The organism is Streptomyces reniochalinae (assembly GCF_003323735.1).
GTDB lineage: Bacteria > Actinomycetota > Actinomycetes > Streptomycetales > Streptomycetaceae > Streptomyces > Streptomyces reniochalinae.
In genome coordinates this window covers 128,308-142,663 of the sequence record NZ_QOIM01000023.1, presented here as the reverse complement: position 1 = coordinate 142,663, position 14,356 = coordinate 128,308, and the positions used below count along the sequence as shown (strand labels likewise).

The 14,356-nt window shown below is 71.2% G+C and carries 11 protein-coding genes, 1 tRNA gene and 1 pseudogene; 4 read left to right on the top strand and 9 right to left on the bottom strand.

The genetic code is table 11. The features are described from left to right. Positions 1–108: 108 nt before the first annotated feature. Entirely contained in the window at positions 109–2,961 is a 2,853-nt protein-coding gene (ppc, locus tag DQ392_RS05040) for a phosphoenolpyruvate carboxylase (protein ID WP_114014248.1), read from the top strand. 70 nt (positions 2,962–3,031) lie between these two features. On the opposite strand, the gene DQ392_RS05035 is transcribed toward ppc, so the two are convergent. Further along, complete coding sequence (locus DQ392_RS05035; RefSeq protein ID WP_114014247.1) at positions 3,032–3,547, bottom strand: hypothetical protein; 516 nt, start codon at positions 3,545–3,547, stop codon at positions 3,032–3,034. Between the two features lie 308 nt (positions 3,548–3,855). On the opposite strand from DQ392_RS05035, the gene DQ392_RS05030 reads away from it, so the two are divergent. Next, a complete protein-coding gene (locus DQ392_RS05030; protein WP_114014246.1) occupies positions 3,856–4,119 on the top strand; it encodes a DUF421 domain-containing protein in 264 nt (87 codons plus the stop codon). Positions 4,120–4,127: 8 nt separating this feature from the next. Here DQ392_RS05030 and pth read toward each other — a convergent pair whose 3' ends face one another. The 6 genes from pth to DQ392_RS05005 all read right to left on the bottom strand — a co-directional run bounded on the left by pth (position 4,128) and on the right by DQ392_RS05005 (position 9,665). Further along, on the bottom strand, positions 4,128–4,721 hold the full coding sequence (gene pth / locus DQ392_RS05025; protein WP_114014245.1) for an aminoacyl-tRNA hydrolase: 594 nt from the start codon (positions 4,719–4,721) through the stop codon (positions 4,128–4,130). Positions 4,722–4,900: 179 nt separating this feature from the next. Beyond that, the gene (locus tag DQ392_RS05020; protein WP_114014244.1) at positions 4,901–5,512 is read right to left on the bottom strand and encodes a 50S ribosomal protein L25/general stress protein Ctc; all 612 of its coding nucleotides are present in this window, start codon (positions 5,510–5,512) and stop codon (positions 4,901–4,903) included. Between the two features lie 396 nt (positions 5,513–5,908). Beyond that, a complete protein-coding gene (locus DQ392_RS05015) occupies positions 5,909–6,886 on the bottom strand; it encodes a ribose-phosphate diphosphokinase (RefSeq protein ID WP_114014243.1) in 978 nt (325 codons plus the stop codon). A gap of 153 nt (positions 6,887–7,039) precedes the next feature. Beyond that, entirely contained in the window at positions 7,040–8,590 is a 1,551-nt protein-coding gene (gene glmU / locus DQ392_RS05010) for a bifunctional UDP-N-acetylglucosamine diphosphorylase/glucosamine-1-phosphate N-acetyltransferase GlmU (protein ID WP_114014242.1), read from the bottom strand. A 122-nt stretch (positions 8,591–8,712) separates the two neighbouring features. Beyond that, positions 8,713–8,785: transfer RNA gene (locus DQ392_RS34295), tRNA-Gln, on the bottom strand. A 7-nt stretch (positions 8,786–8,792) separates the two neighbouring features. Continuing rightward, complete coding sequence (locus DQ392_RS05005; RefSeq protein ID WP_114014241.1) at positions 8,793–9,665, bottom strand: hypothetical protein; 873 nt, start codon at positions 9,663–9,665, stop codon at positions 8,793–8,795. 180 nt (positions 9,666–9,845) lie between these two features. Between DQ392_RS05005 and DQ392_RS05000 the strand changes: the two genes are divergently transcribed. Then, positions 9,846–11,681, top strand: a complete 1,836-nt coding sequence (locus tag DQ392_RS05000) for a sensor histidine kinase (protein ID WP_114014240.1) — start codon at positions 9,846–9,848, stop codon at positions 11,679–11,681. A gap of 268 nt (positions 11,682–11,949) precedes the next feature. On the opposite strand, the pseudogene DQ392_RS04995 reads toward DQ392_RS05000, so the two are convergent. Together DQ392_RS04995 and DQ392_RS04990 are read right to left on the bottom strand one after the other, a co-directional pair. After that, positions 11,950–12,432 (bottom strand): annotated as a pseudogene (locus DQ392_RS04995) (SUKH-3 domain-containing protein); the annotation flags it as partial. After that, the gene (locus tag DQ392_RS04990) at positions 12,429–13,085 is read right to left on the bottom strand and encodes a YwqJ-related putative deaminase (protein WP_114014239.1); all 657 of its coding nucleotides are present in this window, start codon (positions 13,083–13,085) and stop codon (positions 12,429–12,431) included. The gene DQ392_RS04990 and the pseudogene DQ392_RS04995, both read right to left, overlap by 4 nt. A 283-nt stretch (positions 13,086–13,368) precedes the next feature. Here DQ392_RS04990 and DQ392_RS04985 point away from each other — a divergent pair, with 283 nt between their 5' ends. Continuing rightward, on the top strand, positions 13,369–14,349 hold the full coding sequence (locus DQ392_RS04985; RefSeq protein ID WP_114014238.1) for an SMI1/KNR4 family protein: 981 nt from the start codon (positions 13,369–13,371) through the stop codon (positions 14,347–14,349). The last annotated feature ends 7 nt before the right edge of the window (positions 14,350–14,356 follow it).

Below are 14,356 nucleotides of genomic sequence, written 5' to 3'. Positions count from 1 at the left end.
GCTGTACCACGCTGGGGCCGACCTATCCTTGTGCCGTCGGACAGCGCGGTCCGCCACCTGCCCGAAGCCACCCCGCAAGGGATACGAACCCCCAAGGGAGCAGCACCTGTGAGCAGCGCCGACACCAATCCACCCGCCTCGACCCCCTCGCGGAACGCGCCCGGATCGAGTGACCCCGCCCCGCTCGACGACACCTTCGGTGTGGACACCCTCGGCGGTGGCCACGGCGAGGGCGCCGACGCCGTCGAGGCCACCTCCGCCCTGCGCGCGGACATCCGCAGGCTGGGCGACCTACTGGGCGAGACGCTCGTCCGCCAGGAAGGCGCGGAACTCCTCGACCTGGTCGAGCGCGTCCGCGCCCTCACCCGCAGCGACGGCGAAGCAGCCGCCGCGCTCCTGGGCGAGACCGACGTCGAGACCGCCACCAAGCTGGTCCGCGCCTTCTCCACCTACTTCCACCTGGCCAACGTCACCGAGCAGGTGCACCGCGGCCGCGAGCTGCGGGCCCGCCGCGCCGGTGACGGCGGCATGCTGGCCCGTACCGCCGACATGCTCAAGGACGCCGACCCCGCGCACCTGGCGGACACCGCGCGCAACCTGTCGGTACGCCCCGTCTTCACCGCGCACCCCACCGAGGCGGCCCGCCGCTCCGTCCTCACCAAGCTGCGCAAGATCGCGGAGCTGATGGAGGAGTCCGAGAACGCCATCGGCGGGGCCGAGCGGCGCCGCAGCGACCTGCGGCTGGCCGAGAACGTCGACCTCATCTGGCAGACCGACGAGCTGCGCGTCGCCCGCCCCGAACCGGCCGACGAGGCCCGCAACGCCATCTACTACCTGGACGAGCTGCACCGCGGCGCCGTCGGCGACGTACTGGAGGACCTGGCCGCCGAGCTGGAGCGGGCGGGCGCCCCGCTGCCGTCCGGCACCCGCCCGCTGACGTTCGGCACCTGGATCGGCGGCGACCGCGACGGCAACCCCAACGTCACCCCCCAGGTCACCTGGGACGTGCTGATCCTCCAGCACGAACACGGCATCACCGACGCGCTGAGCCACGTGGACGAGCTGCGCGGAGCCCTGTCCAACTCCATCCGCAACTGCGGCGCCACCCAGCCCCTGCTGGACTCCCTGGACGCCGACCTGGCGCGGCTGCCGGAGATCAGCCCCCGCTACAAGCGGCTCAACGCCGAGGAGCCCTACCGGCTCAAGGCCACCTGCATCCGGCAGAAGCTCCTCAACACCCGCACGCGGCTGGCCGAGAAGCTGCCCCACGCGCCCGGCTGGGACTACCTGGGCACCGGCGAACTCCTCGACGATCTGGAGCTCCTCCAGGAGTCGCTGCGCGAACACCGCGGCGGCCTGGTCGCCGACGGCCGCCTGGAGCGCGCCCTGCGCACCGTGGCCGCCTTCGGACTGCAACTCGCCACCATGGACGTCCGCGAGCACGCCGAGGCCCACCACCACGCCCTCGGCCAGCTCTTCGACCGGCTCGGCGAGGAGTCGTGGCGGTACGCGGACATGCCGCGCGACTACCGCCAGCGCCTGCTCGCCAAGGAGCTGCGCTCCCGCCGCCCGCTCTCCCCGAGCCCCGCCCCGCTGGACGCGGCCGGCGCCAAGACCCTCGGCGTCTTCGAAACCGTCGCCAAGGCCCTGGACACCTTCGGACCCGAGGTCATCGAGTCCTACATCCTGTCCATGTGCCAGGGCGCCGACGACGTGTTCGCCGCCGCCGTCCTGGCCCGCGAGGCCGGACTGATCGACCTGCACGGCGGCTGGGCCAAGATCGGCATCGTCCCGCTGCTGGAGACCACCGACGAGCTCAAGATCGCCGACGAGCTCCTCGACGCGATGCTCTCCGACCCCTCCTACCGCAAGCTGGTCTCCCTCCGCGGCGACCTCCAGGAGGTCATGCTCGGCTACAGCGACTCCTCCAAGTTCGGCGGCATCACCACCAGCCAGTGGGAGATCCACCGCGCCCAGCGCCGGCTGCGCGACGTCGCCCACCGGCACGGCGTGCGGCTGCGCCTCTTCCACGGCCGCGGCGGCACCGTGGGCCGCGGCGGCGGCCCCACCCACGACGCGATCCTCGCCCAGCCCTGGGGCACCCTGGAAGGCGAGATCAAGGTCACCGAGCAGGGCGAGGTCATCTCCGACAAGTACCTGGTGCCCTCCCTCGCCCGGGAGAACCTGGAGCTGACCGTCTCCGCCACCCTCCAGGCCTCGGCGCTGCACACCGCGCCCCGCCAGTCCGACGAGGCGCTCGCCCGCTGGGACGCGGCCATGGACACCGTCTCCGACGCCGCCCACCACGCGTACCGCGAACTGGTCGAGGACCCCGACCTGCCCGCCTACTTCTTCGCCTCCACCCCCGTGGACCAGCTCGCCGAACTCCACCTCGGCTCCCGCCCCTCCCGCCGCCCCGACACCGGCGCCGGGCTCGACGGGCTGCGCGCGATCCCCTGGGTGTTCGGCTGGACCCAGTCGCGGCAGATCGTCCCCGGCTGGTTCGGCGTCGGCACCGGCCTCAAGGCCGCCCGCGAAGCCGGACTCGACAGCGTGCTCGAAGAGGCCCACACCTACTGGCACTTCTTCCGCAACTTCCTGGCCAACGTCGAGATGACGCTCGCCAAGACGGACCTGCGGATCGCCCGCCACTACGTGGAGACCCTCGTCCCCGACGAGCTGCGGCACGTCTTCGCCACCATCGAGGCCGAACACGCCCTCACCGTCGACGAGGTCCTGCGTATAACAGGCGAGAGCGAACTGCTGGAGTCCAACCCGGTCCTGAAGCAGACGCTCAAGATCCGCGACGCCTACCTCGACCCGATCTCCTACCTCCAGGTCTCCCTGCTGGACCGCCAGCGGCAGGCGGCCGCCGCGGGCAAGGAGCCGGACGAGACCCTGGGCCGAGCCCTGCTGCTGACCGTCAACGGCGTGGCGGCGGGCCTGCGCAACACCGGCTGACCCCCCGGGAGGACGGGCCGACGGGGCCTGGGCGCTGCTGCTCCTTCTTCGTCTTCTTCTTGTGGGTGACTCAGAAGGTGAGCAGGGCCCAGGCCCCGCCCATGACCAGCGCCCCGCACACCCCGGTGGCCAGCGCCGTCTTCCGCATCCGCAGACCGCCCGCGATCACGAGCGACGCCAGCAGCAGCGAGCCGCCCAGCGGCACCCAGGCGTACAGCACACCGGCGGGCCCTGTCCGCACGACGTGGTCACTCCCCGGCTTGCGCGCCACCTCCAGCGTCTCGCCCCTGCCGCCCGAGACGAACTGGGAGACCGTCACCTTCGACGCCTCGCCCGTGCCCGCGGGGGAGAACGTTCCTGTGCATCTCTCGTCACCGCACGTGGTGACGGTGACGGTGCCGCGCTCGTCCCCCGTCATGGCGACCGAAGCGGTGTCCCACGAGGTCCACACCCCCGCCACCACCAGCACCAGCGCGATCAGCGCCATGAGTGCGGCCCGCGCCAGCAACAGCATCCCGAACGCGCTCTCACCGAGCCGCCGCACGCGGCTCCGCTTGATCTTCGTCTGGGCGACTCGTGAAGACATGGCGGAGATCCTTGGGTACTTGACGGTTACCGGTCAACCTCGACCGACCGTCTTGTGCGCGCTTGCGCCACTATCGGAAGTCGGCCTTCCGGTAATCGGACGGGGCTCCTCGCGGCGCACGACAAGAGTCCCGCGACGCACGGCGTGGACGCCCCTGCGCACGACGTGGTCCCGCCGCGCGCACTCGCGGAACACACGCACAGGCCCGCCGCCACCGCCCCCTTCTTGCGCACCTCCGCGCGTTGAGAAGCGTTCCGGGGCCCGACGGCACCACTGTGGGAGCGAGCGCCGAGAGGGAGGCCGCCCGCATGTGGCACGCCATGATGACGATCGAGATCCCCGTCGTCGAGAAGATCCTGCGCACCGCGCTGGTCTACGCCGTCATCGTCGTGCTCTTCCGGATCTCCGGAAAACGCGGACTGGCCTCGATGAACACCTTCGACTTCGTCGTCGTCCCCGACCCCCAGGCCGTGCAGTCCACCCGGGCCGACATCGACCGCATCGAGAGGCGCCTCGCCGCCATCGAGGAACTCCTGCGCGCGAACGGCCGCGAGCAGAGCGACAAGGGCTGAGGGCCGCGTCAGCTGTTGTACGTGCTCTGGGCCCTCTCCAGACCCTCCAGCACCAGGGCCTCACACGCGTCCGCCGCACGGTCGACGAAGTAGTCGAGCTCCTTGCGCTCCGCGGAGGAGAAGTTCTTCAACACGTAGTCGGCCACCTGCATACGGCCAGGAGGCCGGCCGACACCGAAACGCACGCGGTAGTAGTCGCGGCCCAGCAGCTTCGTGAGCGACTTGAGGCCGTTGTGGCCGTTGTCACCGCCACCCAGCTTGAGCCGCAGAACCCCGTAGTCGATGTCCAGCTCGTCGTGGACGGCGACCAGGCGGCCGGCGGGCACACCGTAGAAATCCAGCAACGCCTTGGTGGGGCCGCCCGAAACGTTCATGTACGACACGGGCTTGGCCAGGATCACGCGCGTACTGCTGACCCCCGGGACACCGATACGCCCCTCCAGCACCTGGGCGCGGGCACCCTTGGCCGACTTGAACGTGCCGCCCATACGCCCGGCCAGCAGATCGGCGACCATGAAGCCCACATTGTGGCGGTTGCCGGCGTAGTCGGGACCCGGATTGCCCAGGCCCGCGATGAGCCAGGGTTCGGTGGTGGCCGCCATGTGCGTGGTCCTTCGGTCGATCCGGTCAGGCGCGCGTCGGTCGGGCGCTCAACGCGCCCCGCGGGGCACGAGGTGCGGGGCGCGGGGCGCCCCGCACGGTGCGCTGTGCGGCGCGGGCGCCGGAGAGGGCCGTGAGGCACAGCCCGCCCGGCGCCCGCGCACAGCACAGGTAAGGGCGCTTACTCGGAGGCCGGCGCGGCCGACTCCACCGCGCCCTCCTCGCCCTCCGCACCCTCGGCGGCCGGCTCCTCCGCCTGGGCGCCGAGGACCTGGATGACGGTCTCGTCACCCTCGATGGCCAGCACGGTGTTGCCCGGCAGCTTGATGTCCTTGGCCAGGATGGAGTCGCCGATGTCCAGGCCGTCGACGGAGACGGTGATGGTCTCCGGGATGTGGGTGGCCTCGGCCTCGACCGGCAGCGAGTTGTAGACGTGCTCCAGCAGGTTCTGGCCCGGCGCCAGCTCGCCCTCGATGTGGATCGGGACGTCGACCTGGACCTTCTCACCCTTTTTGACGACCAGCAGGTCGACGTGGATGAGGAACTGGCGGATCGCCTCGCGCTGCACGGCCTTCGGGATGACCAGCTGCTTCTTGCCGTCGAGGTCCAGGTTGATCAGGACGTTCGGCGTCTTGAGGGCCATCATCATGTCGTAGCTCGGCAGCGCGATGTGCACCGGCTCGGAACCGTGGCCGTAGATGACCGCGGGGATCTTCTCCTCGCGGCGCAGGCGGCGCGCGGCGCCCTTGCCGAACTCATTGCGGATGGTGGCGGTGAGATTCACATCAGCCATGCTGCGCTCCTCGTAGGCAACAAAAAACGGACAGTGCGTTGCCACTCGGTCCCGACGGACCTGCTACGAAGAGCGCGCGTCGATAACGGAGAATCCGGCCCCGGAAAACAACCGGACCGGCCTCCCTCGCCGAGCGACTCGCGAAGTCTACTCGGCGGAGAAGGCCGGTCGGAAATCGATCACAGGCCGGCCGGAGAAAGACCGGCGGTCCCGCCGGGAGACGGGCGGCAGGTCGTCCGGGAGACGACCGGCCGGGAACGACCGGTATGCCGGTCGGAGAAACGCACAGCAGGCCGGTCGGAAAAGGACCGGCCTGCTGTGCGGAAATCGATCAGCGCGAGGACCCGGCGGGCCCGCTCGGCCGCGCCGCCCGGTCAGGGACCGGTGCGGGACCGCTCACGCCTGCTCGTCGAAGAGGCTGGTCACCGAGCCGTCCTCGAACACCTCGCGCACCGCGCGCGCGATGGTCGGAGCCATCGACAGCACCGTGATCTTGTCGAGCTCCAGCTCACCCGGGGTCGGCAGCGTGTTCGTGAACACGAACTCGCTGACCTTCGAGTTCTTCAGCCGGTCGGCCGCCGGACCCGACAGCACACCGTGCGTCGCCGTCACGATGACGTCCTCCGCACCGTTGGCGAACAGCGCGTCCGCCGCCGCGCAGATCGTGCCGCCCGTGTCGATCATGTCGTCGACGAGGACACAGACCCGGCCCTCCACATCACCGACCACCTCGTGCACGGTGACCTGGTTGGCCACATCCGGGTCACGGCGCTTGTGGACGATCGCCAGCGGAGCACCGAGACGGTCGGCCCAGCGGTCGGCGACCCGGACCCGGCCCGCGTCCGGAGAGACCACGGTCAGCTTGCTGCGGTCGGTCTTGGCCCCCACGTAGTCCGCCAGCAACGGCAGCGCGAACAGGTGGTCGACCGGGCCGTCGAAGAAGCCCTGGATCTGATCCGTGTGCAGGTCCACGGTCAGAATGCGGTCCGCGCCCGCCGTACCGAACAGATCCGCCATCAGCCGCGCGGAAATCGGCTCACGACCACGGTGCTTCTTGTCCTGCCGGGCATAGCCGTAGAACGGGACGATCACCGTGATGCTCCGCGCCGAAGCCCGCTTCAGCGCGTCGATCATGATCAGCTGCTCGACGATCCACTTGTTGATGGGGGCCGTGTGGCTCTGCATCAGGAAGCAGTCGGCGCCGCGCGCGGACTCCTGGAAGCGAACGTAGATCTCACCGTTCGCGAAGTCGAAAGCCTTGGTCGGGACCACGCCGATGCCGAGCTGCTTGGCGACTTCCTCGGCGAGTTCGGGGTGGGCGCGGCCGGAGAAGAGCATGAGTTTCTTCTCGCCGGTCGTCTTGATCCCGGTCACTGCTGTTGTCTCCCTGTGTGGTGCGCCGCACGACGGCTCAGTGGGGGGCGGCGGCGTCGGTTTGGCGGGGGCGGCGGCGTCGGTTTTCGGCCGCGTGGCCAATCAGGCTCCCCATAACCGTACGCCCCACGTCATACAACCGGATACCCGGTCTTAACCCTCCTCTGCCGGAACCTGCCCGGCAGCACCCCCCGACGAACGGACCGAACCAGCCGACTCCGCCACCCCGGACGCCCCCGCGCCATTCTCACCCGAAGCCGCGTCCCGGCCCTCCTCGCTCGCCGCCTCCGCAGCCAGCGCAGCCGCACTACCAGGGCGCTTACGGGCCACCCAGCCCTCGATGTTGCGCTGCTGACCGCGCGCCACCGCCAGCGACCCTGGCGGCACATCCTTCGTGATCACGGAACCGGCCGCACTGTAAGCACCGTCGCCGACCGTGACAGGTGCCACATACATGTTGTCGGCGCCCAGCCGGCAGTGAGAACCCACAGTCGTCCTGTGCTTGCTCTCACCGTCGTAATTGACGAACACACTCGCCGCACCGATGTTGGTGTGCTCACCGATCTCCGCGTCACCCACATACGACAGATGCGGCACCTTCGTGCCGTCACCCACCACCGCGTTCTTCATCTCCACATAACTGCCGGCCTTCACCTTCCGGCCCAACCGCGTACCAGGGCGCAGATACGTGTACGGGCCCACCGAAGCGCCCTCGCCGATCCGGGCACCCTCACAGACCGTGTTGCTCACCGACGCACCCGCACCCACCCAGGTATCGGTCAACCGGCTGTTCGGCCCCACCTCGCTGTCCGCGGCCACATGCGTGGCACCCAGCAACTGCGTCCCCGGATGCACCACCGCGTCCGGCTCGTACGTCACCTCCACGTCCAGCCACGTCGTGGCCGGATCCACCACCGTGACGCCCGCCAGCATGGCGTCCTCCACCAGCCGGCCGTTCAGCATCCGCCGCGCCTCGGCCAACTGCACCCGGTTGTTGATCCCTGCGATCTCCCGGTGGTCACCCGCCACCGACGCACCCACCCGGTGCCCCTCGCCGCGCAGAATGCCGAGGACATCCGTCAGATACTCCTCACCCTGACTGTTGTCCGTCCGCACCTTGCCCAGCGCCTCCGACAGCAACCGCCCGTCGAACGCGAAGACACCCGAATTGATCTCACGGACATCACGCTGCGCCGGCGTCGCGTCCTTGTGCTCCACGATCGCGGTGACCGCGCCGTCCCCCGCGTCCCGCACGATGCGCCCGTACCCCGTCGCGTCCGGGACCTCGGCTGTCAGCACGGTGACCGCGTTGCCGTCCGCCGCGTGCGTGTCCGCCAGCTGCTGGAGTGTCGCGCCCGTCAACAGCGGAGTGTCACCACAGGTCACCAGGACGGTGCCCGACAGATCGCCGTCCGCCAGCTCCGCCAAGGCCATCCGCACCGCGTGCCCGGTGCCGTTCTGCTCGTACTGCACGGCCGTCCGCACCTGAGCGTCCAGCTCGCCCAGGTGCGCCGTCACCTTCTCGCGCGCATGCCCGACGACCACGACCAGCTCACGCGGGTCCAGCGCCCGCGCGGCGCTCACCACATGGCCGAGCAGGGAACGGCCGCAGATCTCGTGCAGGACTTTCGGCGTCGCCGACTTCATGCGGGTGCCCTCACCCGCTGCGAGGACGACGACGGCTGCCGGGCGATTGACGCTCACGGGGGTGCCCTTCGACTTCGGGGGTGGGTGCTGCCCCGCAGGATACCGGGGGTCAACGGAAGGAAGGGGATGGCCGCTGTGCGGCCGGGGGAGGGGGCGAACCCGGGTCTGTGCGCTCTGAGCTCCCCCGCAAGGATTCGAACCTTGACTACTGAGACCAAAACTCAGGGTGCTGCCTGATTACACCACGGGGGATTGGTGCTCAGAGCGTACCTGACCCGCCCGGGTTCGTCGGCGGGGTTTGCGACGCGCAGACACCCGCCCACCATCCCTCGATCCGCTGATAGAGCTCAGCGCCGCGTCGGACGCGCACCACGAGGCAGCCGCGGTAGTCCTCCCCGACGTTCTTGCGGGCCGTCCTGGGGTTGTGCCTCTTGAGCGCTGTCTTGAGGAAGGAGCCCACAGGGACCCCGACCAGGTCGGCCCAGTAGCGCTCCGCGCCCTCGACATCGGCGGACTCGTGGATCGTCACGTGGAACCGAAGGCGGTGCTTCGGCACTCCGAGCAGGCCCAGCCAGGCGAGGAAGACACGGATCATGCCCGGATCGCTGTTGACGAAGCTGACGCTTTCCGAGCGGCGATACGACTTGCTCTTGGCGCCCTCCGCCCAGTACAGACCGATGCCGACCAGGAACAGCTCTCTGTCCGACAGCGCACCGATCTCCGCGTAGGCCGCGGCCTTCGTCCTGCGCCGCTGTTCCTCCAGGGCTCTGTGATGCTCCGAGAGCCCGGCTTGCATCAAGGCCCGCTGCTCCTCCGGGCTGTAGCGCGGCTCGGGTTTGGGCAGATCCCGCACCCACAGGGACACCGAGCTGCGCGAGACGCCCAGTTCCAGTTCGATCCGGTCGTACGTCCAGCCCTGGCGGCGCAGCTCGCGGGCGCGTGCGCGCAGGTCGTCCTTGGCGTTGGGGCGGCGGGTCCAGGCGGGTGGGGGTTCGCCTTGGACGAGGCGGTTGAGGAGGTCGTTGTTGGAGATTTTCAGGCGGTCGCGGATGTGGCGGCGGCTGAGCCCTTCGCGGCGCAGCGCGACGGCTTGTTCGCGTAGGCGTTCGTACGCGTCGTGCGTCTGTGTCACACGGGTGAGTCTTGCGGGTGAAGGGCGCCGTGTGCTGCGAAAAGGCGTTCGCTTACTTAGTTCGAGTGAATTCCCTCGGTGTTCGATTGCAAAACCGTCCGGTCACGGACAGATGCACGGAACTGGGTGTTCCGGGGCTCGGCCGGAAATGGGGTGGTCTTCGGTCGTAGGCTGGTCGGTATGACCGAGACGGGGGACGACCGTGCGCGGGGCGGGCCGTGGTGGTGGGAGCGGCCACGGAGTGCGGTGCTCGATGTCACCCTCGCGGCGGCCTCCGCCGCGGAGTGCGCGCTGCAAGGGCAGAGTTTCGCCCGTGAGACGGGTGTTCCGGGGTGGCTGGCGGTCGTGCTGGGCGTGGTCGCGGGGGCGACGCTCGTGCTGCGGCGACGCTGGCCCATAGCCGTCGTCCTGGTCGCCATCGCCGTCATACCCGCTGACATGGGCGCGACCCTGTGCGTCGTCGGTCTCTACACCCTTGCCGCGACCGAGGTGCCGCGGCGGATCACCGGGCTGCTGGCGTCGATGACCGCGCTGGGCACGCTGGCGATGACGACGTTCCGGCTGGAGCAGAGCGTCGGGCAGGACCCGGACTTCAACCCGTCGGCGTGGTTCGTTCCGCTGGTCGCTGTGCTGATGTCGGTGGGTGTGACGGCCCCGCCCGTGCTGCTGGGCCTGTACGTGGGGGCGCGGCGGCGGCTCGTGGAGTCGCTGCGTGAGCGGGCTGACGGTCTGGAGCGGGAGCTGTCGCTGCTGGCCGACCGCGCGGAGGAGCGCGCCGAGTGGGCGCGCAACGAGGAGCGCACCCGGATCGCCCGTGAGATGCACGACGTGGTCGCGCACCGGGTCAGTCTGATGGTGGTGCACGCGGCGGCGTTGCAGGCGGTGACGCTGAAGGATCCGGAGAAGGCGTCCAGGAACGCCGCGCTGGTGGGCGACATGGGCCGTCAGGCGCTCAACGAGTTGCGGACCATGCTGGGTGTGCTGCGGTCCGGCGACGCGGAGAAGCCGGCGCAGGCCGAGCACGCCCGCCACACCGGCCAGCAGTCCGGCCGGGCGGGTCGGGGCGAGCAGGGCGACCGGGCCGGTCGGGCCGAACGGACCCGGCGCGCGGACCAGGCAGGGCAGGCGCAGAAGGCGGGAGCGGAGCAGACAGGGCAGGCGCAGAAGGCGGGACAGGCCGAGGAGCCGGTGGGGGCCGGCCGGGCCGGGGGCCGCGGGCCGGGTGTGCGGGCCGGGGCGGCGGTCGCGGAGCGCGCCGGGCGGCGGGCGGCGGCCGCCGGTGATGCGGGGGGTGGCGAGGTCACCGAGCGGGGCGGGAAGCGCGTGCCCGCGGGGGCGGGCGACACGGCGAAGGGGGAGAACGAAACCGCGCCGGCGGGCGCGACCTCTCCAGTGCCGTCGGTCGGGGCGCCGCCCGTCTCGGACCCCTCGGGCGGTCTGTCGGAGGGGCCGAGGGATGGTGTGTCCGGCGGGGGCGTTGCCGGGCGGGCGCCCTCGCGCCCGTCGGAGTTCGTCTCGGGGTCTGTGCCGGCGGCTGCCGGGAACGCGGCTGCCGGGCGTCAGGAGGGCACTGTCCGCGCGGGTGGCGCGGGCCAGGAGAGGGCTCCGTACGCGCAGGTGCCGTCGCTCGCGCAGTTGGACGCGCTGGTCGGCCAGTCGCGCGCTGCCGGGATGGCGGTGGAGCTGAGGGTGGAGGGGGACCCGGACGGTGCCTGTCCGCCGACGGTGGAGCAGACGGCCTACCGGGTGGTGCAGGAGGCGCTGACCAACGTCCACAAGCACGCCGCGGGTGCCGCGACCCGGGTGCGGGTGGCGCATCGGGAGGCGGAGGTCGCCTTGCAGGTGGAGAACGAGCCCGCGGCGGACGGTGCCGCCGACGCGGGGCTGCCCAGCGGGGGCAACGGGCTGGTGGGGATGCGGGAGCGGGTCACGGCGCTGGGCGGTGGCTTCGTGTCGGGGCCGACGGACTCCGGCGGGTTCCGGGTGTCGGCGATCATTCCGTACGCGCGGGTGTGAGCCCTTCGGGGAAGTCCCGCGCGCTGCCGGGCGCGCGCGTGTCGTCGCCCGTGGCCCAGGTGTCGTCCGTCGCGGTGTCCGCTTCGTCGCCGGAGCCGGAGCCGGAGCCGGAGCCGGAGCCGGGTTCGGGGGCGTGGGCGTGGGCCGTGGTGTCGGTCGGGTGGGGTGCGCCGTCGGTCGCGTGCGGGGTGGTGCCGGTCGCTTGCGGGGCGGTGCCGGTCGCGTGCGCGGCGGTGTCGTCCGGGGCCGTGCGGGCGGGTGGCGGGGCGCCGGCGCTGAGTTTGGCCGGGACGAGGCCCATCAGCAGCGCGGAGAGCGCGGAGTCGAAGTCGGCGCCGACGTACCAGTCGCCTGTCGGGTCGAGGCTGTAGACGCGGCGCTGGGCGTCGATGACGAGCAGCGCGTCGCTGCCGCCGTACTCGCCTTCGGTGCCGATCGGGCAGATCTGGGTTCCCAGGGCGCGGCCGAGGTCGTTGAAGGTGCGGGCGGCGTGCAGTCCCGTGAGCGGGTCGATGTGGACGTGTGCGGGTGCCAGGTGCCGTCCCGGCCCTGTGGGGGCGATGTGCAGGCTGCCGAACTCGGCCCACACCTCGACGGCGGCGGGGAAGACGGCGTGCCGGTGGCCGCCGGGGGAGACGTGGGCGCGCAGGGTGTCGGCCCACTGTTCGGCCTGTCGGATGTCCCACCGTCCTGGTTCCCACCCGGCGTTGCGCAGGGGGTCGTCGACGGCGACGGGGAAGCGGGTGGTCACCGGTCGTGCTCCTGTGCCGGGTCGACGGCCCGTACCCCGAAGTGGGCCAGCAGGGGGGTGCAGGAGCGGCACGGTGGGATGTAGCTGCCGTGCAGGGGGTCGCCGTCCTCGCGGATGCGGCGTGCGGTGAGTTTGGCGTGCTTGAGGGCGCGCTTGGCCTCGCTCAGGGTCAGGGGTTTGGGCGGTTTCGTGGTGCGGGGTGCCCTGGTGGCCTTGGTGCTGCCCGACTTGGCGTTCTTGCCTTGTTTGCGGGCGCCGCGTTTGGCGGCGCGGCTGGTCTCGGTGGCGGTGAGGTAGCGGGAGAGGAGGACCGCTTCGGGGCAGCGTCCTGTCGTGCGGGAGCGGCGTTCGGTGGTGAGGGTGTCGAGGAAGTCCTGCACGAGGGGGTGGTGGGCGGGTGGCCGCTCGCTCTTGCTGCCGGTGCAGGTGAGGGTCTCGCCGCGGATGGACAGGGCGGCGGCGACCGCGGGCAGGATGCCGTCCCGGCGGTGCCTCAGGACCGGTGCGGTGGCGCTGAGGGAGTCGGCGGCGTTGGTCCAGCCGATGCGCGGGTCGCCCGCCCCGTAACCGGTGGCGGGTTGCGCCTGTTCGGCGGGGTGCGCCGAGGGCGCGGTCTGCGCCTGCGGTGTGTGCGCCTGTTGTGCGGTGTGCAATGGAGCTTCCTCCCCGAGTGTCCCCTTAAGTGCCGGGGCTCGCCCAAGTATGCCGTGCGGCGCACGAGTCGATCATTCCCCCGTGGGCGTCACGGTCGTGCGGCCCGGAGGGGGGCCGCTTTTCACGCCCTCTGGGTGAGCGGTTCCGTACGGGGTCGCCGGAGGCGGCCGCACCGGGCGGCTGGAGGCGGCCGTGCGGGGTGACCGCCAGGGGCGGTGTCTGGCGGTTGCCGTACCGCATAGGCTGTTCGGAACCAGCCAGCACCAGCAGGGGGCCAACGCCATGACGACAGGTCGGCTCGGACAAGCCGCCGCGCCACCGAACCGGGCGTACGCCGGGCAGGTCGTGAATTTCCCGGATCCGGTCAGGGCGGCCCGCCACCCCCAGGGGGTGCGGGTCGACCCGGCCGGGTTTCCCGACTTCTCCGCGTACGCCCGTGCGGCCGCTGAGATCGCCGAGCCCCCGGACGGCTTCGGTGGCGACGAACTGCGCCTGACCGACTACGTGTCGGCCAACGCCGCGCTGCACGCCGAGGGGCACGAGCTGTGGACGGACCTGCCGCCCGTCGCCACTCCGCACGGCTGGACGTGGCACCACGTGGCGCACAGCCGCCGCATGGAGCTGGTGCCCGTCGAGGTGAAGGCGCTGCTGCGGCACCACGGCGGTCTGGCGACGGCGTCCGTCGACCACGGCAAGACCGGTACGCGTCCGCTCCAGGAGACCCGCCCCGCGCACTTCGCCGTGCCGCACGGGCCGGAGCCCGCGGTGACCGAACGGCAGGTCGCCGACGTCGAGGAGCGGCTCGGCTACCGGCTGCCGGGTGCCTACCGCGGTTTCCTCAAGGCCGCGGGCGGCTGCGCCCCTGAGGGCGTGGCGCTCGACGCGGAGCTGGGCCTGCTGGTGGACCAGCCTTTCTTCACGGTGCGCGACGACGCGGCCGTCAACGACCTCGTCTACGTGAACAAGTGCCTGCGCGACCACCTCACCAAGGACTTTTTGGGCGTCGGCTTCGTCCAGGGCGGCCTGATCGCTGTGAAGGTGAAGGGCGAGGCGCTGGGCTCGGTGTGGTTTTGCGCTTACGACGACGCGCGGGACGCCTACGGCATGCAGGTGCAGGAGCGGGTGGAGCGGCTGTTGCGGCCGTGCGGTGCGGATTTCGATGCGTTCCTGTTGCGGCTCGCGGGTAACCCGCCGGAGTTGGAGACCGTGGCGAACCTGATGGTGGACGGCGGCTTCGCCCGCGCCGTCCCTGTGGAGAGGTGAGAGCGCG

What these genes read in the sequence shown, in the direction of transcription:
- DQ392_RS05035 (WP_114014247.1), bottom strand. Translation starts at nt 3,547, where the DNA reads ATGTCTTCACGAGTCGCCCAGACGAAGATCAAGCGGAGCCGCGTGCGG.
- DQ392_RS05030 (WP_114014246.1), top strand. Translation starts at nt 3,856, where the DNA reads ATGTGGCACGCCATGATGACGATCGAGATCCCCGTCGTCGAGAAGATC.
- pth (WP_114014245.1), bottom strand. Translation starts at nt 4,721, where the DNA reads ATGGCGGCCACCACCGAACCCTGGCTCATCGCGGGCCTGGGCAATCCG.
- DQ392_RS05020 (WP_114014244.1), bottom strand. Translation starts at nt 5,512, where the DNA reads ATGGCTGATGTGAATCTCACCGCCACCATCCGCAATGAGTTCGGCAAG.
- DQ392_RS05000 (WP_114014240.1), top strand. Translation starts at nt 9,846, where the DNA reads ATGACCGAGACGGGGGACGACCGTGCGCGGGGCGGGCCGTGGTGGTGG.
- DQ392_RS04985 (WP_114014238.1), top strand. Translation starts at nt 13,369, where the DNA reads ATGACGACAGGTCGGCTCGGACAAGCCGCCGCGCCACCGAACCGGGCG.